Source organism: Lutimonas vermicola (assembly GCF_038433205.1).
GTDB classification, from domain to species: Bacteria; Bacteroidota; Bacteroidia; order Flavobacteriales; family Flavobacteriaceae; genus Lutimonas; species Lutimonas vermicola.
Window position 1 is genome coordinate 1,555,587 of the sequence record NZ_JBCDNA010000001.1, and the last position, 26,045, is coordinate 1,581,631.

Genomic DNA, 26,045 nt, shown 5'->3' on the forward strand with positions numbered 1-26,045 from the left:
AGATATTGGAACGTTATGATCATAAATACCAAAACAATTTTGCTCCGTATTTTAATTCAGTAATTAATTTCTTACCTTTAAGAATTAAATGTAAAGACTGTCTTGTATCTAATTTACAAACGGCATATTATTCACTAATTAAATTTTATAAAATGAGATTGAAACTTACTATTATCGCATTGTTTCTTGTTGCTTTCTCTTTTAATGGCTACGCGCAAAAAGATGTTTCAGCCAAATCTGCAAAGGCTATTAAAGAATTAAAAAAAACAAATGATAAAATCACCAAATACTTTAACTCGGCCTATGGCTACGCTGTTTTTCCTTCTATTGGAAAAGGTGGTTTAGGTATTGGAGGTGCAACCGGAAATGGAACTATTTACAGAGGAGGAGCTATTGTTGGAGATTGTAGAATGACTCAGGTAACTATTGGTTTTCAAGCCGGTGGACAGGCTTATTCTGAAATAATCTTCTTTATAGACAAGGCGGCATTTGATCGATTTACAGGAGATAACTTCGAATTTTCAGCCCAGGCAACGGCAGTGGCAGTAACTGCAGGAGCCTCATTTGACGTCGATTACAGAGACGGTATATTAGTTTTTACCCATGCTAAAGGAGGTTTGATGTATGAAGCTTCAGTTGGTGGTCAAAAATTTAAAACTGAAATGCGTTAAGCATTTTATTTTTTCTAAAACCTGCTTTGTTTTTGTTTGAATAAGGCAGGTTTTTGATGCCTCATTTTCACTTTAAAAAGTCTCTTTAGACAGGGTGAAATCTTAGTTGGATCTGTTCAACAGAATCCCTACACTGAAGAAGACCCTTACTTTATTGATGTCATTCACATAAGAAATGTCAAAATTCAAAGGCCCAAGAAACGAATCATATCCTACATTAATCCCCGCCGAAACAATACTGCTCGCCTCAACCCCATCAGACCAGTCTCCATCAGGTGAAAAGGCATTTTCAATGTATTTGTCAAACTCTGTAAAGCCAACCGTTGCCATATTTACATGAGGTATAAAGTAAAATTTTGAAAACGGATTGATCTGAACAGCTGCATTTATCCTCATCATTTGATTCACAAAAATTTCATCCTCATGCAACCCCGGAAAAACATATGAACCTTTTCTTGGAGCTGTTACTATTCCTCCCAAGGAGTATTGTGCGGCATATCCGTAATCACTAAACCACCAGTCGTCCGATTCCAATTTGTCCTCGAAAATAAAAGCTGCATTAGCTCCTAAAATACCTGTAATCTTTTCCGTAAAGGCCCATCGATGTTCAAAATCAAACATGGCCTTGGTAAAACCATTCGTAGATCCTTTTATATCTTCAAATTCTTCATCTGCAAAGAGTACACCCAGGTCATGAATCAATGAACGGGCTACTCCAACTCTGATATAAGTACCTGTATTTGGGTAATATACCTTATCCATTTTGCTATATACATAATGGGCATCAATTTCCAAATTACTAAATAAATAGTTATCAATTAGATTATCGTTAATCTCTGTATTATTTTTTGGTGACAGGGAACTATACTCATAACTGATCCCAATTCCTGCATAACTATGGAGGGAGTTTAAATTCTTATTAAACTGATTATCAAATTGAAAATAATTTGATTTCCACTGATCCGAAACTTCCCCTTTATAAAAGAATTTTTGCTCTAAAAACTCCCCTAACACTTCAGATCTCCACCACCAGGTCTTGTCTGAGCCAAATTGTTTTTGATATTGTACCCTGAACTTGGGTTGTTCCGCAATATCCAGAGTTACGAGTATTCGAGATGATTTACCAATGAGGTTACGACCCGTGTAATTAGCCATAAGGCCAACCCCCCTGTAACTATCAAAATGAAGAGATCCTTTTATGATGCTCATAGATCGTTCATGGCCAGTAAGATGCAACTCCGTCTTTCCGTCATTTACAATTCCGTCAAAGGTGATCTGGTTAAAAAGAGTTGTACCCATCGCTCTGTCAATTCTATTTATAATCTCCTCGGATGAATATTTTTTACCGGTTTGCAGATTCGAACGTGCTTTAACCAGGTCCAAATTTGCCTCACTTATATCTTTGTAAATTATCGTATCAAGAATAATTTCATCTTTTACATCAGGAATGTTGTGCTCCCGCTGTTGGTAATTTTTTAGCTTAGCTGCTAATTCAGCCAAGGCATTTAACTGTAAATTGGTGGCGATCTTCCCTTCTTCATAAATATAAGGTGCCTTCGTAAAATCTCCTGTAGAGTATGTCAAATAAGGCATATGATCTATTAAAATATCGCAGTTGGCTCTATTGGAAGGATTTTTTAAATTACTGGTCAGCATCGTAGCCTGAACCAACTGTGCTGAGATGCTCGTAAGCTTGTCTTTCTCTTGCAAACCTCCCCCAACGTCACTTCCAATAATGACGTCATAACCCATTTTTTTCGCAACATCTACCGGGAAATTGTTCATTACGCCTCCATCAACCAAAAGGGTGTTATTATAGGGAATGGGTTGAAATATAGCCGGAATGGACATTGTTGCTCTCATTGCCAGCGCCAAAGAACCTTCATCAAGCAAGACTTCCTCACCATGAATAATGTCTGTTGTCATTGCCCTGAATGGAATAGGTAATTCATCAAAATCCTTAATGTTAATAACCGGATAGGTATGAGAAGAGATAAATTCGCGAAGTTTCTGATCTTTCAATAAACCAGAATTAACCTTCGGTTTTCCTTCAATAATATCAAAATCCACCAAATGCCTTTTGAACTCGCTCTTTTCTTCCATGCTTACATCATCCAAAGAAATATCGCCTCCCAATAATTCAGACCAATTTGCAGTTAAAGCGATCTCCTTTATACTATCCCCTGAATACCCAACGGCATAAAAACCGCCAACAACACCCCCCATGCTGGTCCCAATGACCAAATCAGGAACAATACCCAGAGAGTCAAGTGCCTGCAATAGAGGTATATGCGCTACGCCTTTGGCTCCTCCTCCACTTAAAATAAGTGCGACTTTTGGTTTTTTCTCTTGAGCGGATAGTTGTTGACAACATATGAATACCAATAGAAGCAATACAAAAAACAAGGGTTTTTTCATGAAAGTAGTTTTATAAAATCAATATTGAGGCAAAAATAAGACTTAAAGTCTAAAACCGGATCTTTCAAAAGAATCTTTATAAATAGTTTAAAATCTTAAAAAAAAGACCTAAGGCCTTGTATAAGTATTTATGATTCGATCCATAAATTCATTGGTTTTATTTTTAATGATCATTCTTTCCTGTTTTTCTTCAAACCAATGAATCGTATTTCGAATGCCATCCTTAAATCTGATCACAGGATTGAATTCCGGAACAAAACTGCGAATCTTACTGTTATCAAAAATGGTACTTACTGCCTTGTCGCCAAGTAAACTGCCTCTAAGGTTTTTATCAAACGTCCCGAGATAATCCGAAGGGATATACACTTTCATTGCCTGCTTTCCGGCCGCCAAAGCCACTGCATCATAAATTTGATTCCAGGTAAGAATCTCATCCGAAGTAATGTGAAAACTTTGACCAATGGCTTGTTGATGACCTATTAAACCAAGAAATCCAATGGCAAAATCATTCGCATGAGTTATTGTCCAAAGCGAAGAACCATCCCCATGGACTATGATTTTTTTACCCTTTTTTATCCTGTCAATGATTGTATACTCCTTCCAACCACCAATTGGGACAGGAATTACAGTATCATATGTTAGAGAAGGTCTCACTATGGTAATCGGAAAATCATGTTGCCTGTATAAGTTGGTGAGCAGATCTTCACAGGCAATTTTGCTGCGAGAATAATCCCAAAAAGGATTGATCAGAGGTGTGGATTCTGTAATGACCGGATAGGATAAGGGTTTTTGATAACAAGAAGCTGAACTTATGAATATATATTGATCGGTATGATCTTTAAATAATTCGTAATCTCGCTGAATATCTTCAGGAGTAAAGGCAATCCAATTCACAACTACATCAAAATAATGTTCCTTTATGAGTGATAAAACTTTTGACTTGTCGTTTATATCCGCCTTTAAATTTCTGGCACCTTCCATGGCTGTTGATGTATTGCCCCTGTTGAGGAGATACAGATCCATGCCTCTTTCAATTGCTAAAGCTGAACTCGCCCGAGAAATATTTCCTGTTCCGCCTATGAATAAAATTTTCATCTCCTGCTTAATTAGTGATAACTGTAGTTCGCATTGCATCTTATTTGAAGATGCGTTATTCGTTTAAAACCCGTTCTCTCCGATAATTGTCCTTTTCCTTGATCAAAATATCTATCACTTCCATTACCCTCCCTTCAACATAAAGGTTTATGATGTCCTTCTTTTGACAATAGCGAATAAAGGGTTCAATATGAACTTTTGGAATTCCCATTTGCTGAACAAAAACATCATCGCCCAACTCCTTCCTTAAATTGGCTGTGGCTTGCTTCTTTTTCGCTAAAAGATCTGCTGCTTCTTTATTTTCTTTTCTTCTTTTCTTGCCTATCATTGAAACCAGATTAACCAGGTTTGCGGCAGGAACCACGTAATTGCTGGTTGTGGGATCATCATAGCCCTGATTTGAAAAATCCACTGCTTGATCAGACACAAGGGGCAAGGAATCACGCATTCTTTTGGTATCAATATAAAAAAGCCCATCCAGATCATGCCCTCTTAATTCAATTTCGGTCAATTCCTCAATTTTAGGTTTGAGTTCAACTTTAAGGGTCTCATTTTGCAGGGTCTTTTCATCAACAATCAATCCGAGGGTATGAAATTGTATCCCGGAAAAAATTAATGTATCATTGACAGACATGGTAATTCGAAATACCCCGTTTCGATTCGTTATCGTTCCCTGGCGTGTGCTTAAATTTAGAACATGGATATCCTGTAATTGAACCGAGTCTGATTCCACCAGGCCGGTTACCAAAACAGGTTCCTGCGCTGACAGCCTAAAACATGCTGTCAGGAGAAAAAAAAATAACATGTTTTTTAAACCATTATTCAAAACTGAATGAATTAGCAGAAGCCCTGAATCATCAGAACTAAAAAAGAGAACCCTATCTATCGAATTTCCAACAATAATACCAAATTTCCTTTGATATTCTGCATTCTCTGGCGATTTAATTAAGCAAAGATTAGCCCCGCTCATGATGAATTTGATCAGGGCCTCATTTCAAAATTCTAACTCAACCGTTGAGATCATCACAAATTACAGGTATCAAATTAGAATCTGATTACATGTACAATCGAAAGCACCGGCATAAAAAGTTAGTTTCCTTTTTTACTAAACCAATGACTTAAGTATTTCCCAAATATTGTCGGCCAGGATCTTTTGGCCTTCAACCGTCGGATGGATTCCATCGGCTTGATTCAGATCAGGAATTCCTGCCACATCCTTTAATAAAAACGGTACAAGATCAATATTATTCTTCTCTGCCAATTGAGGAAAAATCAATTTAAATTCACCCGTATAATCTTGCCCCATGTTCGGAGGTATTTGCATCCCGGTAAGTACAATTTTTACTTTCGGGTTATACCTCCTTACTGCATCGATTATCTCTTGAAGGTTTTTTCTTGTTTCATCTAAAGGGATACCCCGAAGTCCGTCGTTAGCTCCAAGTTCGAGCACAAAAATATCCACTTTCTGTTTCAGCACCCACGATAATCTATTCTTTCCACTTGCAGTGGTTTCTCCACTGAGCCCGGCATTGATTACTTTATAATTCAAAGAGAGGCTATCTAATCGCCTCTGTATAAGTGCAGGAAATGCATCTTCTACCTCAAGACCCATTCCCGCCGTCAGGCTGTTCCCGAAAAACAATATGGTCTTCTGAGTTGATATATCTTCCTGCTCCTCAATTGCCGGAATTAATGTCTGCTTTGTGTCGTTCTTTTTTGATTCAACCCCATCACAAGACAAGAACAAAATGCACAAAGACAAATAACAAAACTTTAACATATCACTCATAAGTACCTAAAATTAAACTTGTTCATTTTCCTTATCTTTCTCGACGTTAAAAAGAAGCAACGAAGAATGACAAATATATTAAATGTAAAGAACCTGGAGAAGACTTATAAAAGTGGTGAGAAAGAATTAAAGGTTCTCGACAACATATCATTTAGCATACAAACCGGGGAGACTTTTGCCATTGTAGGTCCTTCAGGAAGCGGTAAAACAACGCTGCTTGGTCTATGTGCAGGACTTGATCAATCGAATAGCGGAGAAATAGAGCTTTGTGGAACTAAAATAAATACGCTGAATGAAGATGAACGCGCTTTATTGAGAAACCAAAAAGTTGGATTTATTTTTCAGGACTTCCAGTTACTTCCAACACTTACTGCCCTTGAAAATGTTACGGTACCTTTAGAATTGCAGGGAATAAAAAGACCCGAAAAAATAGCCAAGGACCTATTGGAAAAGGTAGGCCTTGCTGATAGGTTTGATCATTATCCATCTCAATTATCCGGGGGTGAGCAGCAAAGAGTAGCATTGGCAAGAGCATTTTCAAACAAACCAAGCATATTGTTTGCTGATGAACCAACTGGTAACCTGGATGCAGAAACAAGCGAAAAAGTTGTTCAGCTTCTTTTTGATCTTAATAAAGAAGCGGGTACTACCCTGGTTATCGTAACACATGACATGGATCTTGCAAAAATGAACCAGCGTATCCTTAGACTGCAGCGAGGGAAAATCATGCAGGAACAAAGCATATTGTAGGGTGAGAAAAACAGCAAAATCAAATGTTAAAGCACAATGGCTCTTCAAAATGGCCTGGAGAGACGCCAAAGCGAGTTATAAAAGACTATCGCTTTTTATGGCTTCAATCGTATTGGGAATTGCAGCGGTGGTTTCCATTCAGTCATTCAGTGAAAATTTAAAGACAAATATTGAGCTGCAGTCAAAATCCCTTATGGGAGCAGATTTTATAATCGATAGTCGTAATCCCCCAAACGAAAAAGTTCAAAAAATCATTGATTCACTGGGAGGGGCCGATGCGAAAGAGATCAATTTTGCTTCAATGGGCTTGTTTACAAAAAATGGAGGTACTAAGCTAATTCGGGTCATAGGGATGGAAGGTGCATTTCCATTCTACGGTGATTTGGAAACCACTCCTGCAACTGCAGCAGAAAAATACCAGGAATCGGGTGCGGCACTTGTCGATGCCACCCTGATGTTACAATTTAATGTCAAACCAGGTGATAGTATCAAAATTGGCAATATAACTTTGCCGATAGGCGGTTCTTTAGATGCTGCCCCTGGAACAGGTGGCTTTTCAAGTGGTATTGCACCGCCGGTTTATATTCCTTACAGGATGATTGAGCAAACTGGCTTGATACAAACTGGCAGCCGCCTTGAATACCAATATTATTTTGTTGCTTCAGACAATACGGATCTTGATGCACTTGATAAAAAACTTGATCCAATTCTGGATGCAGAAGATGCCGATATGGATACACATACCAGCACGAGTCAGCAACTAGGCCGTAGATATGATAATTTTGGCGTTTTTCTAAACCTGGTTGCCTTTATAGCCCTCTTGCTCGGTTGTGTCGGAATTGCAAGCTCTGTACATATTTATGTTAAAGAAAAATTGCGTGCCGTTGCCGTGCTCAAATGTTTAGGTGCCACGCGGAAACAAAGTTTTTTGATCTTTTTGATTCAAATTATAGGCATGGGATTTTTAGGGGGATTATCGGGTTCCATTTTGGGAATAGGACTACAAGAACTCTTTCCCTATCTTCTGAGTGATATGTTGCCTTTTGATATCGAAACAACCATTTATCCGGCTTCTGTAATTCTTGGCATCGTTCTGGGGATATTTATGTCGGTCATGTTTGCCTTAATTCCGTTGTTAAGCACCTGGTATGTTTCACCCCTGCGCGTGTTGAGGATAGATGAGTCGGCAAATAAAAAGTCACGTAAAGCCAATCTGGTTGTTGCCGGGATTATTTTGGTTTTTTTATACCTATTCTCGTTTTGGCTATTGAATAACTGGAAATATGCCTTGTATTTCATTATTGGGATCCTGGTTACTTTTTTGATCCTTATGGGAATAACGACCTTGTTTATGTGGGCCATTAAAAAGTTTTTCCCCAGTTCGTGGGGATTTATTTCAAGACAAAGCCTTTTAAATTTATTCAGGCCCCAAAATCAGACCATGACCTTGATTCTGGCCATAGGCGTAGGAACCTTTTTGATAAGCACCTTGTATTTTACCAAAGATATGCTGCTGAGCAAACTATCATTTGAAAGTGGTGAAAACACGCCGAATATCATCCTTATGGATGTTCAAAATAATCAAAAAGATGCTGTGGCAAATACCCTTGGTCATGTGATAGACAATATTCCCATTGTTACGATGAGGGTTCACAGTATCAAAGGAAAGCCGGCCAACGAGATCCGCAAAGACACGACGAGTAAGATCAATGAATGGGTACTCAATCATGAATTCAGAGTTACCTATCGGGATTCCCTTATCGGATCGGAATCGCTGGCAAGCGGGACCTGGATACCTGAAGAAACTTATGACGGTGTGAATCCGGTATCAATCTCGATTGCTGAAAGTATTTCAAGGGATGCTTTACTGGAGGTTGGTGATACGATTACATTTAATGTTCAGGGCGTTTTAATGACCACCAAGGTTGCCAATATCAGGACCGTAGACTGGGGAAGAATGCAGCTCAATTTCTCAATCGTATTCCCTAAAGGCATCCTTGAAAATGCCCCTCAATTCAACGTTCTGTCGACACATGCTTCAGATGAAAAATCATCTGCTAAATTACAAAGTGAATTGATTCAAAAATATCCGAATATTTCCATTATTGATTTCAGGCAGGTTTTGGTCCTTATTGAAAAAGTACTCAACAAGATATCCTGGGTCATCAATTTTATGGCCATATTCAGCATTTTTACCGGTATCATAGTGCTTATCGGTGCTGTTCGAACCAGTAAATTTCAAAGAATCAAGGAGAATGTATTGCTCCGGACCCTCGGAGCTACCAGTAAGCAAATCTTGAAGATCACTGCCCTTGAATACCTTTATCTTGGTGTTTTAGGAAGTTTAAGTGGTATTTTGCTATCCTTGATGAGCGCTCAAATACTGGCCTATTTTATATTTGACTTAACATTTCTTCCTTCGTCCTTTCCTTTCCTGGTATTATTTCCGGGAATCACCATACTGGTCTTGTCAATTGGCCTGATGAACAGCAGAAGCGTTTTAAACAGCCCTCCTTTACAGGTATTGAGAAAAGAAAATGCAGGTTGAGATTGCATAATCCTGTCCATAAAACATTTTGTAATTGGACCTCTTGTGTTTTTCTGGTCATATGATTTCTAAATGAATTGGACAGATTTAATTCTTTGATCCATCGCGCTTGAATTTCTTTGTTATTTTTTTATCATTCCATTGATCTGGGTTATTCAAATCATTGATTTTGGTTAATGCATATATCATTTCTTAGAATTAATTTTATGGTCAGGCGTATTTGAAACAATTGATTGACTCCTGCGGGAATTGTTATTTCCTGATTCAGAATAATTCTTGTTTTAAACAAATCATGAAAACGGATCAACAGAAAAGAATAACATTTAAAAATCCTTATAAGAAGAATGGGAGAAATTCTCCGAATAAGAAACAGCCCCTTTTATGGTTTTATATTCTTCTTATTTTATTTATCATCTTTTCCCTAATCACGAATTATGGCTACAGACCCAAGGAAATTAGCTGGATGGAGTTTAATCGGGACATACTAAGTCAAAATGACGTTGAGAAAATTGATGTAATCAACCAATCAGTAGCTAGAATTTATATTAAAAAAGATCGGTTATCCGCACCTGAATACAAGGATCTCGAAAGTCGATTCACCTCATCAAATTCAGGGCCGCACTATTTAATTCAGCTTGGGACCCTTGAAAATTTTGAACGCAAATTAGAAGAGGCCCAAAAAGACCTTCCCGTCGAAGACAGAATTCAGATCAGATATGTAAATGAAATCAGTTGGACGAATATCCTTTCGTGGATAATTCCAATTGTTTTGATTTTTTTCCTTTGGATCTTCTTACTGGGCAGTATGGGTGCAAGAGGCAGGGCAGGTTCGATCTTTAATTTCACCAAATCGACAGCTAAACTTACAACCAGAGAAACTAAAAGCAGCACGACCTTCAATGATATTGCGGGCTTAAAAGAAGCTAAGGCCGAAATAATGGAGATAGTTGATTTCCTTAAAAATCCTAAACATTATACCAGGTTAGGTGCAAAAATTCCTCGGGGTGTTATGCTTGTCGGACCTCCCGGAACAGGAAAAACGCTGCTGGCTAAAGCTGTAGCGGGAGAAGCCCAGGTCCCCTTTTTCTCTTTATCCGGATCTGAATTTGTTGAAATGTTTGTAGGTGTAGGAGCTTCCCGTGTAAGAGATCTCTTCAAACAAGCCAAAGAGCATGCCCCAAGCATCATATTTATTGATGAGATAGATGCAGTCGGTCGATCGCGAAATAGGGCAAACCTTTTTCAGGCTAATGACGAGAGAGAGAACACCCTGAATCAATTGTTGGCAGAACTCGATGGATTTGGGGTCAATACAGGTGTTATTGTTCTTGCTGCCACGAACAGAGCTGATATTTTGGATAAAGCTTTACTTCGCCCTGGTCGGTTTGACCGACACATTTATTTGGAATTACCCAATAAAAAAGAAAGGGTTGAAATATTCGAAGTCCATATTAGGCCCCTAAAAAAATCAAAGGATATTGACATTGAAACCCTGGCAACTTTATGTCCCGGTTTTTCGGGAGCAGACATTGCAAATATTTGCAATGAGGCTGCCTTGATAGCCGCACGAAAAAAAGAAAAAGAAGTTCATCAGTCAGACTTTATGGCAGCCAGGGACAGAATTGTAGGTGGGCTTGAAAGAAAGAACAGGATCACATCACCTAAAGAGAAAGAAATCATAGCTTATCACGAGGCGGGTCATGCGGTGGCGAGCTGGTACTTAAAAAATGTGGATTCTCTGGTGAAGGTGTCTATCATACCAAGAGGTAAATCTTTGGGCTCGGCCTGGTATCTTCCTGAAGAGCGTCAATTAGTTACCAAAAGCCAATTTCTTGATCAGATATGCGCCTCCCTTGGAGGTCGTGCGGCAGAGGAAATCATTTTCAAAGATGTATCCTCAGGTGCTTTGGACGATCTTGAAAAAGTCACCAAACAGGCTTACAGTATGGTCGCTTATTTTGGGTTGGATGAGGAGATCGGCCCTATCAGTTTTTACGATTCCACCGGAAAAAATGAGCAACTTTTGGTAAAGCCTTACAGCGAAGAAACCGCAAGGAAGATTGACAAGAATGTTCGTGATTTGATTTGTAAAGCCTATGACAGGACCACTAAAATCCTTTTGGAACATGCTGATGAATTGGAAAAGCTTACACGGCTTTTAATAAAAAAAGAAGTCGTTGAAGAAAATGAACTGAAAAAAATACTCGGGAAAAGAAATGATAAAAGACCGGTTTCTTCTACCAAAAAAGTAAAAACATAATGAATAACAAGAACCCTTAATTGGCAAAAATACTTGAACCACATAAAATCGTTACTTATGAAAAAAGAAACTATTTACAATGCTGACCTTCATTTTGAACATGAAAATTGGCAAAGAGAAATCAACTTTTGGGAAGATGAATTAAAATCGTTTCATAAAAGGTTGGAAGAGCTTGTTTCGAGATGGACAGATAAATCTGTTTTAGCTGAAATTGAAAAATTCCAAAATAAATTTATGATCCAGGGAAAAGAATTTGATTCTTTGAAGGATCAGATTGCCATGCATGAAAAAAATATGGCTGCACACTATGAGAAAAATGAAGATGTTCTAAACAAAATGTTTGTTAACCAGCACCTTGATTTTAGAAAAGTATTGGAAACAGAGAGAAACCTCTATAACGATCTTAAAAAAGATTTTTTTCGCTTTTTAACAAAATACATGTAAGTACCCAATCGGCCAGCTTCTTTAAGATTGTCAATCATTCAAGTCATGCGTTGCTGAGGATTGCATGAACATTTCACTTTTGGCAACAGTGACTGACTTTGATTTGTTTTGGTAATGCGATGCAATCTCTTGAGATAGCACTTCGGGCAATTAGAAAAGAGTTCAAGATCCCAGGTGTCGGCAAATACCCGCCCGGCACCAAGGGATACGCCATAATCCAGTACCTCTTCGAGTGAATTCAGTTCGGGCTTTTCAAATTCCCCTTTTTTCATCAATATATCCATTGCACCATTTCCGGGCCGAACGGGAATAACGGTACAACAATCAACCCCTGCCTTAAAAGCAAGGTCTATTGATTTTTTAGCCCAATAAATCCCTTCTTCTTCATTCATAAAAGGTGGTCTCAATAAAATAAAGGCCCTTGTTCTAATTTGGTGCAGGTCCAAATACTTTACGGCCTTTACAAAATCAGCCACTTCCATTTGCTTGTTCAGCTTTCTTAAAACTTCAGGGTGTACCGTTTCCAAACCCAGGGCAACCTCCAGCTCGGTACCGAGCATATCCCTGAATTCAATACATCTGTTATCAATTAGTTTGGGATGTGATTCAACAATTACCGTGTCAAAACCAGATACCAGATCAGCTATATCCTTATAATCTTTAACCGGTACTGCCTTTTTATCAAAAAAACTGCCACTGTTGTATAACTTGATTTGTTGCGCCTCAGGCATTTTTTCCAGGGCCCATTTGATCTGATTTGTTATGGCACCCGACGGGACCGATTCTTTGAACGTGTTTTTCCAAAGATCACACATTAAACAACGAAAGGAACATTCTTTGTTACTCAGAAAAATAATTCCTGTATCCTTCAAGCTTCCCGAAGCACTTCTTTCCTTCTCTACCAAGCATTCATAAGGCCTGTATGGATCCAGATGGTTTCGCTCAGGTCTTTTCGAAACGATCCAGTTACTGTTCATGAAGCTATCCTCGCCTTTACTCATATTTTGACATGAATTCCTTTCTATATGTGATGTCTTTTTCGGGAAAATGCTTATTAAAATTATTATGTGAAGCCGCTCCGTGCTGGAAACGACGCTTTTCAAAAACAGGCATATCCATACCCGTAATCGCCTTAACCCCAGCAGCTACAATCCGGCCTTTTAGGTCATATAATTTCTGATGATCCCAATCAGTAAGATCAATATATGGAATCCCTTCGGATATTTCGATCACATTTGGCAAGGTATACGGGCTAAACCCTTCAAAACCCAAAAGATCCGCCGGAGAAAAAGTACGCATATATCCCCGGCTCAAACCGCCTGAATAAGTTAGGGAATGCTTGATGGAGTCAACACCCCAGCCCTCGTGATATAACATCAAATTATTCAGTACGCTTCTAATGGTTAATTCAGGATTGTCTTCAATCGGATAATCTTTGAGGTTTTCATCTCCTCCGTCACCATCGATGATATATTTCCAATCGGGGTAACGCGACCTGATCCCTTGAAGCAAGGACAGGTTCATGGTTGCCGACTGTATATCAAGAGGCTTATAATCTTCAACCACATCTATGGCTTCTCTCCAGTTAAGAGCGGCATAATCAAGCTCAATGGGCTCCAAAAACAGTTCGAGATCTAACTTTTCCAAAAACTTTCGCGCCTGTATAAGGTCAGCTCCTTCTCCTTCAATAGACAAGGTAAAGGCCTTTAATCGTGAAGGACTCTCCCCAAGCTCCCTCAGGGCATGGTACATCAGGATAAAAACAGAACCGCTATCGATACCGGCCGAAAAAGTAACGCCAACCGGGCCCTTGGTTGCCCTGAACTGAAGCCATTTTTTAATCTCGGAATAAACGGCTCCAATATAATCTCTGCCAATCTGCTCGATTTGATCGGGTTGGTATTTGTTGCGTTTAGGACTAAAGAATCTTTCATAAATCGGATTTGGATCCGGACAACCCAATAACTCTATCCTGGTTACATAATGGGCAGGCGCCATCCTGGTATAAGATGGATGGAATTGATCGTCTAATCCTTCTTTTTTCAGATGCTCATAAATCACATCAATCCTTTCAGCAATAATCAATTGAGGCCCAACTGCCTGTTTCGCTATAAAATATCTAATAGGCCTGCCTATGGACCTGGCCATTCTGATTGTTTTACCTTCAACAGATATAAGACAAAACTGTCCGTCGATCTTTCTAACTGCCTCCAGGTCTCCGGACCGAACAACCTCAACAGCCTCTTCATGACTCATGTTGTAGATGATATTTTTCTTAGGGTCGGTCAAATCGACTACTTTACTTATATATTGACTATTCATGCTAAATATTTAATACTGTTATTATCTTCTTTAGAATTTGCTGCTAATTTAATGAATTGACCCAATTATGCCCATGGCTGTAAGCCATAAAGCTTTAAATGATCATCTTTCTCTATAAATATCCCTTTCCTTTGACAAAATTGAGATACTGATTCACTTTTACCTGTTTGAATACTTCTTCATCACCATCCGGCCATAGTATTTTTAATTCATCGATCATTTTATGATCACCTAATCCAACATGAACCCGGGGTTCTTTATTCGAAAGATAACCACTTGTCCATTGATTGACTATTACCTGTGTTTTATCTCCGGTACGCACAGTTATTCTCGCACCAATACCAGAAGCAAGTCCCAGTTCCCCTCTCAAACTTAAGCCCAGCCAGTTATTTTTACTGCCCCCGTCATTTCTAAGCAAGGTAGCCGAAGCCTCCAGGTCAACATGAGAAATGGCAATGTCTAAATCGCCATCGTTGTCAAAATCCAGAACTGCAAGGCCTCTTCCCGACCTCTTATTTGAAAAATAAGCTCCATGCATTTTGCCTACATCCTTAAAATTACCCCTGCCGTCATTTTCAAGGAGCAAAGGATATTGTAATTTTAGTTCCTCAGCGGTTCCGTTGGCTGTGATCAGATCCAGGTCTCCGTCATTATCATAGTCGAATAAGGCGGCTCCCCAACCTCCTTTACCTGCCATATGCCCGGCTATACCGCTCTTCTCAGTGATATCCTCAAAAAACCCTTTCCCTGTATTGCGATAAAGAGCCCCGTATTTTAGATCTGAAACAAAAATATCAATGAATCCATCACCATCTATATCACCTATGGTTGCGTGCATTGACCCGGTCTCCTGACCCTTGCTGTTTGCAGCAACACCAGTTGCAACACCCATTTCTTTAAACACACCACCATCATTTATAAACAAGAAATTATGCTGATGGTCATTGGCCTGAAAAATATCCATGTCTCCGTCATTGTCATAATCTGCTACGGTAAGGCCCATGCATTTTGAATCAGGATAATACAAAGCATTTTTCTCTGTAACGTCTTGAAAAGTACCGTCATCCTGTTGTTCATACAATATGGAAGCCTGACCTTTATACTCTGTAGGGTGAGGCATCATTCCAGGCGTCTGGGTGGAAATATAATCGGGATCAAAAGCCAAAAAATTACCAACCATCGCATCTAAGCGACCATCAAGGTTGTAATCCCAAAAAGAAACACCAATACTCCATTTGGTAAAACCATTTAAGGTCTCAGGGCCTGCAAGCCCAAGTTTTGGCGTAATATCCTCAAAAGTCCCGTCACCATTGTTGTGATAAAAAACATTGGAACCATAGTTTAATAGAAAAAAGTCTTCAAAACCATCATTGTCAAGATCAATGGCACCTGCTGCCATGCTCCATTGCAGATCATGTATACCTGCCTCATTGCCGGTTTCGGTAAAGGTTCCGTCACCATTGTTTTTAAACAATTTGTCACGACTGTTCTTAAACCCTTTGCCCCCTTCATCTGATATACCTTCGAGGTATGTGCCATTCATCATCAAAAGATCCATAAAGCCGTCATTGTTATAATCAAACACGGTAATCCCCGAACCACTGCTTTCAAGAATATTTTCGTAGTTATAATCTCCGAAGGTGTACTTGAAATCCACTCCCGATTCCTTTGCTACATCTCTAAATATAACTTTTTGCTGTGCTGACAGTACTAAAGGGAGCACTAACAAGATCAGGCCGGAAAAAAACTGCCATCTATTATTCACTTGAGTTTGGTTTTATCGAATTCTGAAAGGTCTCAGGGCCTATCATTCTTGTGTTATATGATTCATGGTATATTTTCAGATCCGGGTCATCGGGGTAAGAATCTTCCTCATTTGGAGGATAGGCCTTCATGTCATGAAATGGCAGGGGAAGTACGGTACTGCCGTCAGCAGTATTGAAATCTCCATCTTTAACCCAACCCACACTGTGTATGAGAAAATCTCTTTTCCAGCCAGGCTTTAACTCAGGCAAACTACCGGCATCAAAGGAGATGGAGGTTTCATCTCCGGCATTGGAAATAATATATTTGTTATCTGCCCCTTGCAACAAGGGCAAAACATCACCATATTTGGTATAATGCCCTGTAAGATCCCGCCATTTACCATTTGTAGTGACTTCTGAATAATCGAACCAATGAGGTCCATACCTTCCTCCCTTGCGATAGGTTTTTGAAAACCCCCGATAATGAAGGTCAGCCTTAGTCGGTTGCAATACATTAGTGATGATGCTATTTTTATTTTCGACATTGGCAAAGAATATTTCATCCCAATAAATTTCCATATTGGTTCGAATACGCAAACGATGATCACTACTTAAAAATTTACCCCTAAGATCAACAATAACGGTTTTATCCTTTCCCATCGGAAAACTAATATCGGTTGCTATAGGCTCCCATTGGCCCTTTTTGTTCACAACCTGTATCTCCGGAAATTGCAGCTTTAAAGCTGCTGACTGCGACAGAGCCACATTGATACTGGCATCAGTAGGAAAGATCCATCCTCTTAAAAACAAATGAAGGTTTTCCAATTGACCTGCTTCTCCGGGATCCAGGATCAAATCATGCAGTTTGGTAATTCCCTGGTATCTGCCAGGAGTTAAATTAGAAATATATTGATCATCTTTTTGGAGAATCTCAGGAAGCACATCGCGATCCAGCTCATCTTTTGCTGAAACAGGAGGGTGCTTTTTTTCCACCTGCAAAACATTCATTCCCTGAAAAGGCGGGGGAGTAAACTGTTCCGGAACAAAAATATCTACCTCCACAGGATGATCAACCGCCACTAATTCAATCTGATCCATATAAATTGTTTCCCACAATTCTGAGGTGACCTGGATAGCATAAGTATTATTCTTAGGTTTTAATTGACTCTCGTCAATCTTGATATAGTCATCTGAAGCGTCGGCAAAAGCATATTTGGTAGTGCCTCCCATGATTCCTAAAGGCATGCCCAGTGCGCTCCTCCAGGTGATGTCTTTTACGAACTCATATTCCTTTCCGTTCCAGGTGTACAGAAAAGGGCAGGAACCTTTTAAGGTTTGCGATTCAATCAGGGCCTGATCGGCATCCGGCAATAAAATATTTTGCGGCACTCCGTTGGTCCAGGTAATCCTTATGATGTCGGCTTTTGACCTGTTCCCAAGTCCGAAGTAAATATTTGGGTCGGTAACAACCGTACTTTGATACAGGTCTCCGGCACGCATCTCAACTTTTGCTCCAATTCCAAAGTAATTATTTTTGGCGCTGCCTGTTCTCAGGCCCACAAGTTTCATATTGACATAATGGTTCATGTTTCCACCATCATTTCTCAACAGGCTTACACCTCCATCCTTTAAACCCAGTAAAATGTCCTGATCTCCATCATTATCGTAATCCAAAGAAGCCAATTTCGATCCTGTATAGGAATTCTCAGGTAAAATATCGGAAACGTTCGTATAAGCCCCTGAACCGTTATGATGGTAAAGCAACAAACCGGAGCCGTTCTTTTTTATGGCCTCACCAATGAAAAAGACGTCCTGAAAGCCGTCGTTATCAAAATCAACAAATGCAACATCCTGTAGGTTGATATTTTCGATTCCGGGAAACAGATTTTCAGAATCTGGGCTTTGTTCGAATTTCCCTTCTTTTGTATTGGTATAAAGCCTGCTTTGTTTTGCTTCTCTGGCTGCTTTAAAAATATCCAGAAAACCATCATTGTTAAAATCTCCGACCTTTAATGTCCTGCCGCCTTTATTTGACTGCAGGCCCGTATCAGTTTGCTGCTCGAATTTTCCTTGCCGCTTATTTGTATAGAAAGCGATCGTGCCTTTGTCATTTAAGGTGATCAGGTCCACATCCCCGTCATCATCAAAATCGCCAAATGCAACATCAATGGTATTCATTGCTTCCTCAAGGGCAAACCCCATCTCCCTGGTCATTTCAGTAAAAGTTTCATCTCCATTGTTTCTAAACACCCGGTTCCCGGTTTTTAAAGCTTCAAAAAGATCGAGGTCCCCGTCCTGGTCCATGTCGAAGAATAAAGCTTTATTCACCTGATCACTTTTGATTTTAGCTGCCTGGGTCCTGTTTTCAAAAACCCCCTTATCAGCATTTTTATACAAGAACGATCCTTCATCCATATACACATAAAGATCTAAAAACCCGTCATTGTCATAGTCTGCGAATGTCGCTCCATTTTCTTTTCCAACATGTTCCAGGCCTACAAGGTTCCCTACGTTTTCAAAGCCCCCGGAGGTATTGTTAAAAAGGAAATGCTCATAGGATTTTCGTGAAGTATCATAACTGCCTATATAAAGATCCGTTTTACCATCCCCATTATAATCTGCAGTCTTAAGGTGAGTTGTGTTCTTAAAATTTACATCTCCATTTTTATTAGAAGGAAACAGTATGAGCCCCATTTCGGAAGTAACATCTTTGAATTTTAAAACGTCTAAAACAGGCTGGTCCTCAAGGGGTTGTTCATTGAGACTTCGGTTATAGGTAATCAGCGGGAATCCTATCTGTGAACCGCCTGGGCCCTTTAACTCATTAATCCCCGATTGATACGGAAAAGAAACCCTGAGATAATTATAAAAAATAGTATAATTGATGATTGCCTTTTCGTTTTCGGATAACAGTAAATTTTCTTTGGCCTTATCATAAAATTCTTTGGACTCTTTTGGAAACTCAGGGAATTGTTTTTCCAGGATTTCCAGTCTTTCTATAGCCGCATCCGAGCTCCCTTCCCTGATCAATATTTCTGTGAGTTGTAACTGAGGTACTATGTTAGCCGGGGCGTATTTTACAAGTTGTTCCAGATAGCCCTTTCTGATTTCCTGAGCAGCATCTCCGCTTTCAGCCGAGTACAATTCAGAAAGGTCGTAAAGGATTTTAACCTGACCGGGATCCGATTTAAGGGCCGTTTGCAAAGTCCTGATCGCTTCCTCACGTCTTCCATCCAATTGATATACGGTAGAAAGCAGCAAGCTGATGTCACCATCATCCGGATCAATATCCATGGCTTTAAAAATCTGAGCTTCTGCGTCTTTGTATTTTCCCATCCGGAGGTATACCAACCCAAGATTGGCATAACCAAGTTTATCATCGGGGGCCAATTCAATCAACTTAAGAAATTCCCTTTCAGCCTCAGAAAGCTTAAACTCCTCAAGATAGGCCAGCCCAAGAGTCTGGGTCGTCATTATTTCGATTGATTTTTTACGCCTGTCTTCTTCAGACTCTTTACAGCCGGACAAACTCACAAATATCAACAATAACAAACCTAAAATACCAATGTTCTTCATTGGATCAAAGTTAAGTAATAAATAGATAATTGTTTGAAGTTTTTTTGCCGGGCAGGGTAGATTTATTCCTTTAATATCCTTAGTTCTCCCGGATTTTTTACTCTTCCCTGAGAATCAAACTGAACCTTAGCTCTAAGTCCTTGATAATTAATTTGAGACATGGTTTGCTGCAAACTGAGATCGTGATTTTCAGACTGCTTCAAGGCATCAGCTAAAATCAAGATCCCGTCATAAACAAAGGTGGCCATCGGTCCTGGCTTTTGATCGTATTGTTTTATAAAGGCACTTTCAAAACCATAGAGATCCGAATGCATCCCCTTTCCTGAACCAATGACATAAAATCTATTTATGTATTCAATCCGGTTCGAAATAAACTCCTGAGATCCTTGCACCGAAAGATGGGTATAAATAGGAATGGTCTCGTTTAACTCCTCGAGTTGATTTAGGATTTTTAACAGGGGAAGCTGCGTTCCTATAAGAATAACTGCTTCTGCCCCGTTCCTGTTTACCTCAGCCAAAAAGCCCTCTGATCCTGATGCTGTGGGCGGGTAACCGAATGATCTGATTTTAAGCCGATCTCTTCCTTTCGTACCCTCAATCAAACTTTTTAAAGCTTGTTCTGCATCATAGGTATGATCATGAACAACAAATATTTTTTGAAACCCATTCTTCACATTAACTTCATCAAGAAGCAGAGTTGCCTGCTGATCATCGGTAGGTACAAGAGAAAAATACCATGGCACATAAGCTTTAGAAAGGCTGGGGTCACTTGACCAGGCAGAAAGATACAGAACTTGCGTTTTTGCGATGACCTGCTCCGCCAAATGAGAATTCCTGCCATCAATGGAACCCAGTATGGCTGTCACTTTTTCGTTAAAAACCAAATCAACCACTTCGCCCGATCCGGCTCCCCAGGAACCCTCAACAGATCGGGTTATTAATTTCAGGGGTTTTCCGTTAATACCACCATGATCATTTATGTTTTTCACGGCCAGCTTGGCAGCGAACCCTGCCTGAAATTCATTAAGGTCATTCACCAAAAACCCAAGTGGCACAAACTCATGCTCCTCAACTTTCTTCTGACCGTGTAAATTCAAGGAAAAAACAGCTCCTGACAAGAGTATAAAGAACGATATCTGTCTGATATGTAAAAACTTCACTTTGGTGTTTTTATATTGAGTATAAAACCGAAAAGGAACTGCTAGTATCCCACCATTTTCCCGGAATGGCTTCTTTTTCCCAAATCGGGACCGGGACTGAATACAAACTGTCCGTTTTTAACTTCAGCCATCCAAATATCCCCAATATCGTTCCAGCTTTCGTCTAAAATAATTTTACCTGTAACCCCTTGGTAACCCTGAAAAGTATTCAGATCTGTCAGTACATCTCTTATGAGCACGCGATTAAGCCCTACTTTTTGAATCGCCGCAATGATCAGGTTCATTCCATCAAAAGCATGAGCTGCAAAGACATCAGGTTCCAAACCAAACCTGTCTGAATAATCCCTCCTGAAGTTTGCTAATTTTTTACTTGAAGACCTTGGGTTATAAGGACTGGTACTAACAACACCTTCGGCAAGATCACCCGCTATATCAAGGAATTCATTTGAAACGATCCTGTCTGAAGCATACACAGGTTGCTTCATGCCCATTTTTCTTAACTGGTTCAGGATCAGGGCAGATTCCTTAGCATTCGCCCAAATCAGAATGGCATCTGGAGACACTCTTTTGATATTATCCAATTGCATGGAAAAATCAGTTTCCCCATCATTGAAACGCTCCTCAATCATCATGGGATGTCCCAGCCTCACGGCTGCACCCGAATACTCCATAATACCGACCCTTCCGTAACGGGTATTGGTTCTAATCACGGCAACACGCTGATGCTTCTTTTCCTCAAAAATATGTGTGGCCAGGGCATAACCGCTCTGTCGATCATCACTGATCACACGAATGGCCCAGGGGATATTAGTCTCCGTAAAAGTGGGGTCAGGATCACCTGTATTCACCATCATGATCTCCATTTTAAGGGTAGCCCTGAGCGCCACATGCGAAACAATATCATCAATTGACCCGAGCCAGGCCCAAACCTTTTCTTCATCCATTTTAACCACTTCATTCGCTGCGGCTCCCCAGAGTCCAACATCGTTATGAACCATAAGGGTAAAAGGGAGGCCTTTGTATCCTCCGGCAGCATTCGCCTGTTCCAGGGCTAAAGTTGCGCCATTGAGCATTTGCCTTCCAAGAGGCACCAGTGATGATCCTTCAAGAGGACCTAGAAAACCTATCCGAACCTCCTTAAGATTATCCGGTGCCACTTTATTTCTTCCGGCTCCATAGAATTGAACGGGCTCGACAAAATGATACTTATAGGCCTTTTGAAACTTCTGATAAGGAAAGAGTTTATCAGGTGTTTTCCCGTAATTCAAATCTTTTTCCTGGGCATGTAATCCTGCCAATTGAAACAGTACAACCCATACATACCAAAGTCCTATTTTGAAGCTAGCCCGCATCGTCATTGTTTTAATTTTTCTTACATACTGCATATACTTCAATCTCCACGAGGAGTGTCTCCCAACAAAGCCTTGCCTGAATACCTGTACTTGCAGGAAGTGGGTCCAGATTCAACCATTGGTAGAAAGAGGTACGAATCTTATTAAATTCTTCATAGTCTCTTTCTATGTCTCTTAAATAATTACTTGTTCTTACCACATCATGCCAGGTCATTCCTTCGGCCTCGAGCAGGTTCGTCACATTGACATAGGTTCTCCACAACTGGGCTTTAAAATCTCCTATGTGTTCAGGTTTTCCTTCTTCATTTACACTTGCTGTTCCTGAAATCAACAGTACTTTATAGTCGCCAAAATCAAGTCTGAGGGCTCTCGAAAAGGAAGAAGGTTTTTGGTAATCATAGGCTTCATTTATGGTATGTGGCGCATGCACTACATGCTTTTCGATGGGAGGTCTTTCTTTATGAATAGGAGGGTATATTGACTCCGTGATATGATTCGCATCAGACAGGATTCCGAGTTTTCTCATTTCAATTTTTTCTCCATCCGTTAGTTTATTCAGATCAATTAGTAATTTTCTCTCTTGAATGTCTGTTGTATTTCCCATAATATTTATTGTTTACGATTATTTATCTAATTATTCTTTTGTTTTTTTTACTTTACTACAAGGCCTTTGCCTTCTTTGCTTAAAGCTTCTCCACGGCAAACCCCCTCAGAAGTCGCTACCCAAATCACATCATCTTTTAGATCAACTCCCAGAATATAGTTATGCGAGACAGAGGGATACATATCGATTTCTGATTTTACACCTGCTTTAAGGATAGTAGCTTTGCCGTTATGGTCATCTTTGTTTCTGGTATATGTAATCCAGTTTTCGCCATCTGTGCAACTTAAACCTTTATCAGTACAAATTAGAACCTGATCGCCTGAGGCCTTTATGAAATTGATGAAGTTACTGGCCAAACCACTGTCGTGGTCAAAATATCCTTTCCATCTTGTTCCGTCATAACGACTCAAACCAAAATAAGTGCCTACCCAGAGTTTACCATTGGACCAGGAGGTCCCTGTTGTGATATCATGAACAATTCCGTCATCAGGAAACAAATCTATTTCCATGTTTCCGTCAGGATCGGTATAATCTCTGAATTGTTTTGTTTTCTTGTTGTATTCCACAACACCTCCCCCCCAGGCCGCAATAAAAATTTTATCGCCTCCACTACAAACCCCGTAGGTCCAGGGTTCATGCATAGGGGCATTTTGTTCTGTGAATATTTCCCATTCTTTGCTATGCGTATCGTATTTGCCAGCTCCACCACCCGTGGCGACCCAAACGTCTTTCTCATCACAAGCAACGGCGTAAATAAGGTCATTCGGCATTCCGCTGTTTAACTGGTTAAAATTTTCAAACTTTCCGGCTGACCAGCGCGACAGTCCTCCCATGGTCCCCAACCATACATCACCTGTTTGCTCACTGACATCTATGGCTAAAACCCCATTATGGGCGAGTCCGTCATCTGTTGTATAAGTCGACCATTTTCCTTCTTCGTAAACTGCCAGGCCATTATGTGTGCCAACCAAAACCCTATCCCCATCGATTCGCACGCAATACGTTTTATCTCCCGGCAAACCATCTTTTGTCGTAAAATTCTTCCAGTTACCGTAAACAGGCATTCCGGTCGATTCTTTTGTTACAAAGGGTTCAGATGAAGCTTTGATGCTCCTGGACTCGTCAATGGTAGTTGCATCCTTTTCAAAAAAGAGCATTGGGCCCTTTTGCTTTATTCTGATAAATCCTAATGAAACCAAGACTGATCCTATTAAAATCAGTAGTACTGCAAAAGGTCTAATATTTTTAATCAGGTATTTCATAAGCCAGTTTTTAATTTGAATAAAATAATGAGCCATGTTGGATATTGGGAGCCTCCTGATCATATTCGGGGCTCCTTAAGGATTTTAAATAATTTACCAGGTCATTGAGTTCCGATTTACTCATATCATTCACATATCCATGTTTGTCATCCGTGCCATAAATGGTCCATATTTCCTCCAGGGTTTTGGCCCGCCCGTCATGTAAATAGGGAGCCGAAGCAAACACATTGTTCAAATGAGGTGTATCAAAGGGTATGGAATCATCAGAATCTGCCAGAGTACTCACATCGGCCAATTTAAGATTGCTGTAAAGCGGCGCCGGATGACAGGTCACGCACCTGTTGTTTTCGGGGATCGGATTCCCTGCATGATCTTCAGTTCTCTCGTAAAGCAATTTTCCCCTTTCCTGGGAAGCTGTTAATTCTCCTGTGGGATTATACATTAAATTTGGTGGCTGTTTGATCCCTCTCATGATATAAGCCGATATGGCATCCAGGTCAGCATAACTGAATTGCTCTGTTCTGGTCAGAACAGTTGAAAATCGCATACCGTCCTGCTTGTATACGGTTTGATTCATTCCGTTCCATTTAAAAGGTGCCGTATCTCCAATTTCCCTAAGCGATTGTGTATTGGTCAAATTACGACCCATGCCTTTAGCTGCCATATTATAAATCAGGCCGTCTTCGTGATTATCGGGGTGGCAGGTATAACAGGAATACTGGTTTTGAAAAGTATGGCCCGCATTATTAAAAAGCCTGCGGCCTTGCCTGGCTACCGTGATTCGGATCGGGCCACCAAGGTCAATTGACAGGGTCTTTTCAAGTGTTTCGGTATCGATCACAGATACCATGTCATTCAATTGTTCGGCCACATACAGTTTTTTACCATCCGCAGAAAGGGCCATCCCTTTCGGGTTTTCACCTGTTCTTATTCTTTTGATAACAAAGCTCCTGCTTAAATCAAGGTTATTTGCATAACTTCTTCTAAGCTGGGGATCTGTTACTTCGAGCATTTTTCTAATTGAATCAATAGCGATTACAGAAATCATATCAACCCCCGAACTAGACACATAAGCCCTTTTGCCATCAGGTGAAATTTCTATATCAAAAGGATCGGGATAATAAGCATTTGGTTCATCCAGCAGAAACTGGCTGATCCTGCCATTTTTGTTTCTCTCGATCACTCCGATGCCATGGGTCATCATCCAACCACTCTCAACCTGAACAGCAGGTAATTGATTCTTAGGCCTGATTAACGTGAACATCGCAAGATCCCCTGAGGGCGTGTAGGCTGCATTTTCCATGAGATAGGCCTCTTCCACATTCATTTTTAAAGCGCGTTGTTTTTGCGTATTGATCATGGTAAGCTCTGTGATCAAGGGCTCATTAAAAGCTGCGATATTAGCTCTTCTTCCCGTTACTAAAATTTCTTCATCAACCGGAGACAAGGCAATTCCTGTTGGGTTGTTTCCTGTACTCAGCCTTTTGACCTCCTTTTTCTCATTCAATTCGATTAAAGAAACATCCGAACCAAAACAATTGACGATATAGAGATGCTTTTCTTCGTGGTCAAGGGCCATCCCTGCAGGTCCGTTACCGGTTGATATCGTATCTGCCACTTCGAACGAATCCAGGTTTATAACACTGACGTTGTCTGACCATTCATTACTCACATAGGCCTTTTGCCCCTTCTGATCAATAATAACAGAATGAGGATGTTTCCCTACCGCTATATTTTTGACAACCCTGTTTGTTTCGAGGTCTACAACAAGCAATTCGTCGCGGTCCTGGGCCACTATATACAGCCATTTATTATTATGATCCACGGCCAGGTTAAACGGAGAATAATAATCGGCATTGATCATTTTCGAGATCAATTTGTTCTTTGAAATAGGGATATGACAGGAAGTACATACCAATGGATGGTCGGTTACAGCCGTTCTTTCATTTACATGTTCTCTTGCAAGTTGTTTGCCCGGATAAAACACAAGCAGCCCCAGCCCAAGCATTAGTGCAAGTATGATATATGTTTTATTCCTATTCATTTTAA

General features: G+C 40.1%; 18 protein-coding genes. 5 read left to right on the forward strand and 13 right to left on the reverse strand.

Annotated elements, in window-relative coordinates; genetic code table 11:
* Positions 1 to 152: 152 nt before the first annotated feature.
* Complete coding sequence (locus AABB81_RS06970) at positions 153 to 671, forward strand: YSC84-related protein (protein WP_342159500.1); 519 nt, start codon at positions 153 to 155, stop codon at positions 669 to 671.
* A 102-nt stretch (positions 672 to 773) separates the two neighbouring features.
* Here the strand turns inward: AABB81_RS06970 and AABB81_RS06975 are convergent, their stop codons facing one another.
* The 4 genes from AABB81_RS06975 to AABB81_RS06990 all read right to left on the reverse strand — a co-directional run bounded on the left by AABB81_RS06975 (position 774) and on the right by AABB81_RS06990 (position 5,973).
* Positions 774 to 3,089 carry a patatin-like phospholipase family protein gene (locus AABB81_RS06975; RefSeq protein WP_342159501.1) on the reverse strand — a complete coding sequence of 772 codons (2,316 nt, stop codon included), beginning with the start codon at positions 3,087 to 3,089 and terminating at the stop codon, positions 774 to 776.
* Positions 3,090 to 3,197: 108 nt separating this feature from the next.
* A complete protein-coding gene (locus AABB81_RS06980; protein WP_342159502.1) occupies positions 3,198 to 4,184 on the reverse strand; it encodes an SDR family oxidoreductase in 987 nt (328 codons plus the stop codon).
* A 55-nt stretch (positions 4,185 to 4,239) separates the two neighbouring features.
* Complete coding sequence (locus AABB81_RS06985) at positions 4,240 to 4,989, reverse strand: peptidase associated/transthyretin-like domain-containing protein (RefSeq protein ID WP_342159503.1); 750 nt, start codon at positions 4,987 to 4,989, stop codon at positions 4,240 to 4,242.
* 300 nt (positions 4,990 to 5,289) lie between these two features.
* The gene (locus AABB81_RS06990; RefSeq protein WP_342159505.1) at positions 5,290 to 5,973 is read right to left on the reverse strand and encodes an arylesterase; all 684 of its coding nucleotides are present in this window, start codon (positions 5,971 to 5,973) and stop codon (positions 5,290 to 5,292) included.
* Between the two features lie 66 nt (positions 5,974 to 6,039).
* Here AABB81_RS06990 and AABB81_RS06995 point away from each other — a divergent pair, with 66 nt between their 5' ends.
* The 4 genes from AABB81_RS06995 to AABB81_RS07010 all read left to right on the forward strand — a co-directional run bounded on the left by AABB81_RS06995 (position 6,040) and on the right by AABB81_RS07010 (position 11,975).
* Positions 6,040 to 6,723 (forward strand): ABC transporter ATP-binding protein, encoded by a 684-nt coding sequence (locus tag AABB81_RS06995; protein ID WP_342159507.1) that lies wholly within the window; start codon positions 6,040 to 6,042, stop codon positions 6,721 to 6,723.
* A 49-nt stretch (positions 6,724 to 6,772) separates the two neighbouring features.
* The gene (locus tag AABB81_RS07000) at positions 6,773 to 9,271 is read left to right on the forward strand and encodes an ABC transporter permease (protein ID WP_342159671.1); all 2,499 of its coding nucleotides are present in this window, start codon (positions 6,773 to 6,775) and stop codon (positions 9,269 to 9,271) included.
* A 292-nt stretch (positions 9,272 to 9,563) separates the two neighbouring features.
* Positions 9,564 to 11,531 carry an ATP-dependent zinc metalloprotease FtsH gene (gene ftsH, locus AABB81_RS07005; protein ID WP_342159509.1) on the forward strand — a complete coding sequence of 656 codons (1,968 nt, stop codon included), beginning with the start codon at positions 9,564 to 9,566 and terminating at the stop codon, positions 11,529 to 11,531.
* Positions 11,532 to 11,588: 57 nt separating this feature from the next.
* Positions 11,589 to 11,975 carry a hypothetical protein gene (locus tag AABB81_RS07010; RefSeq protein ID WP_342159510.1) on the forward strand — a complete coding sequence of 129 codons (387 nt, stop codon included), beginning with the start codon at positions 11,589 to 11,591 and terminating at the stop codon, positions 11,973 to 11,975.
* A gap of 38 nt (positions 11,976 to 12,013) precedes the next feature.
* On the opposite strand, the gene AABB81_RS07015 is transcribed toward AABB81_RS07010, so the two are convergent.
* The 9 genes from AABB81_RS07015 to AABB81_RS07055 all read right to left on the reverse strand — a co-directional run bounded on the left by AABB81_RS07015 (position 12,014) and on the right by AABB81_RS07055 (position 26,040).
* Positions 12,014 to 12,976 (reverse strand): archaeosine biosynthesis radical SAM protein RaSEA, encoded by a 963-nt coding sequence (locus AABB81_RS07015; protein ID WP_342159512.1) that lies wholly within the window; start codon positions 12,974 to 12,976, stop codon positions 12,014 to 12,016.
* Positions 12,969 to 14,297, reverse strand: coding sequence for an asparagine synthase-related protein (locus AABB81_RS07020; protein ID WP_342159513.1), 1,329 nt, complete (start codon positions 14,295 to 14,297; stop codon positions 12,969 to 12,971). The genes AABB81_RS07015 and AABB81_RS07020 overlap by 8 nt, the downstream gene beginning before the upstream one ends.
* Positions 14,298 to 14,409: 112 nt before the next feature.
* Positions 14,410 to 16,062, reverse strand: a complete 1,653-nt coding sequence (locus AABB81_RS07025; RefSeq protein WP_342159515.1) for a CRTAC1 family protein — start codon at positions 16,060 to 16,062, stop codon at positions 14,410 to 14,412.
* Positions 16,055 to 19,618 carry a CRTAC1 family protein gene (locus AABB81_RS07030; RefSeq protein ID WP_342159516.1) on the reverse strand — a complete coding sequence of 1,188 codons (3,564 nt, stop codon included), beginning with the start codon at positions 19,616 to 19,618 and terminating at the stop codon, positions 16,055 to 16,057. Before AABB81_RS07030 ends, AABB81_RS07025 begins: the two co-directional genes overlap by 8 nt.
* Positions 19,619 to 19,680: 62 nt before the next feature.
* Entirely contained in the window at positions 19,681 to 20,778 is a 1,098-nt protein-coding gene (locus AABB81_RS07035; protein WP_342159517.1) for an ABC transporter substrate-binding protein, read from the reverse strand.
* Positions 20,779 to 20,819: 41 nt separating this feature from the next.
* Positions 20,820 to 22,130, reverse strand: coding sequence for an ABC transporter substrate-binding protein (locus AABB81_RS07040; protein WP_342159518.1), 1,311 nt, complete (start codon positions 22,128 to 22,130; stop codon positions 20,820 to 20,822).
* A gap of 10 nt (positions 22,131 to 22,140) precedes the next feature.
* Positions 22,141 to 22,734 carry a Rid family hydrolase gene (locus AABB81_RS07045; protein ID WP_342159519.1) on the reverse strand — a complete coding sequence of 198 codons (594 nt, stop codon included), beginning with the start codon at positions 22,732 to 22,734 and terminating at the stop codon, positions 22,141 to 22,143.
* A gap of 47 nt (positions 22,735 to 22,781) precedes the next feature.
* Positions 22,782 to 23,996: a ligand-binding sensor domain-containing protein gene (locus AABB81_RS07050; RefSeq protein WP_342159520.1), complete on the reverse strand. Its 1,215-nt coding sequence runs from the start codon at positions 23,994 to 23,996 to the stop codon at positions 22,782 to 22,784.
* 10 nt (positions 23,997 to 24,006) lie between these two features.
* Positions 24,007 to 26,040, reverse strand: a complete 2,034-nt coding sequence (locus tag AABB81_RS07055) for a hypothetical protein (protein WP_342159521.1) — start codon at positions 26,038 to 26,040, stop codon at positions 24,007 to 24,009.
* Between the last annotated feature and the right edge of the window lie 5 nt (positions 26,041 to 26,045).

Coding starts and splice junctions, on each gene's coding strand:
- AABB81_RS06995 (WP_342159507.1), top strand. CDS start 6,040: ATGACAAATATATTAAATGTAAAGAACCTGGAGAAGACTTATAAAAGT.
- AABB81_RS07000 (WP_342159671.1), top strand. CDS start 6,773: ATGGCCTGGAGAGACGCCAAAGCGAGTTATAAAAGACTATCGCTTTTT.
- AABB81_RS06990 (WP_342159505.1), bottom strand. CDS start 5,973: ATGAGTGATATGTTAAAGTTTTGTTATTTGTCTTTGTGCATTTTGTTC.
- AABB81_RS06975 (WP_342159501.1), bottom strand. CDS start 3,089: ATGAAAAAACCCTTGTTTTTTGTATTGCTTCTATTGGTATTCATATGT.
- AABB81_RS07010 (WP_342159510.1), top strand. CDS start 11,589: ATGAAAAAAGAAACTATTTACAATGCTGACCTTCATTTTGAACATGAA.
- AABB81_RS07055 (WP_342159521.1), bottom strand. CDS start 26,040: ATGAATAGGAATAAAACATATATCATACTTGCACTAATGCTTGGGCTG.
- AABB81_RS07040 (WP_342159518.1), bottom strand. CDS start 22,130: ATGCGGGCTAGCTTCAAAATAGGACTTTGGTATGTATGGGTTGTACTG.
- AABB81_RS07050 (WP_342159520.1), bottom strand. CDS start 23,996: ATGAAATACCTGATTAAAAATATTAGACCTTTTGCAGTACTACTGATT.
- AABB81_RS07045 (WP_342159519.1), bottom strand. CDS start 22,734: ATGGGAAATACAACAGACATTCAAGAGAGAAAATTACTAATTGATCTG.
- AABB81_RS07015 (WP_342159512.1), bottom strand. CDS start 12,976: ATGAGTAAAGGCGAGGATAGCTTCATGAACAGTAACTGGATCGTTTCG.
- ftsH (WP_342159509.1), top strand. CDS start 9,564: ATGAAAACGGATCAACAGAAAAGAATAACATTTAAAAATCCTTATAAG.
- AABB81_RS06970 (WP_342159500.1), top strand. CDS start 153: ATGAGATTGAAACTTACTATTATCGCATTGTTTCTTGTTGCTTTCTCT.
- AABB81_RS07030 (WP_342159516.1), bottom strand. CDS start 19,618: ATGAAGAACATTGGTATTTTAGGTTTGTTATTGTTGATATTTGTGAGT.
- AABB81_RS06980 (WP_342159502.1), bottom strand. CDS start 4,184: ATGAAAATTTTATTCATAGGCGGAACAGGAAATATTTCTCGGGCGAGT.
- AABB81_RS06985 (WP_342159503.1), bottom strand. CDS start 4,989: ATGTTATTTTTTTTTCTCCTGACAGCATGTTTTAGGCTGTCAGCGCAG.
- AABB81_RS07020 (WP_342159513.1), bottom strand. CDS start 14,297: ATGAATAGTCAATATATAAGTAAAGTAGTCGATTTGACCGACCCTAAG.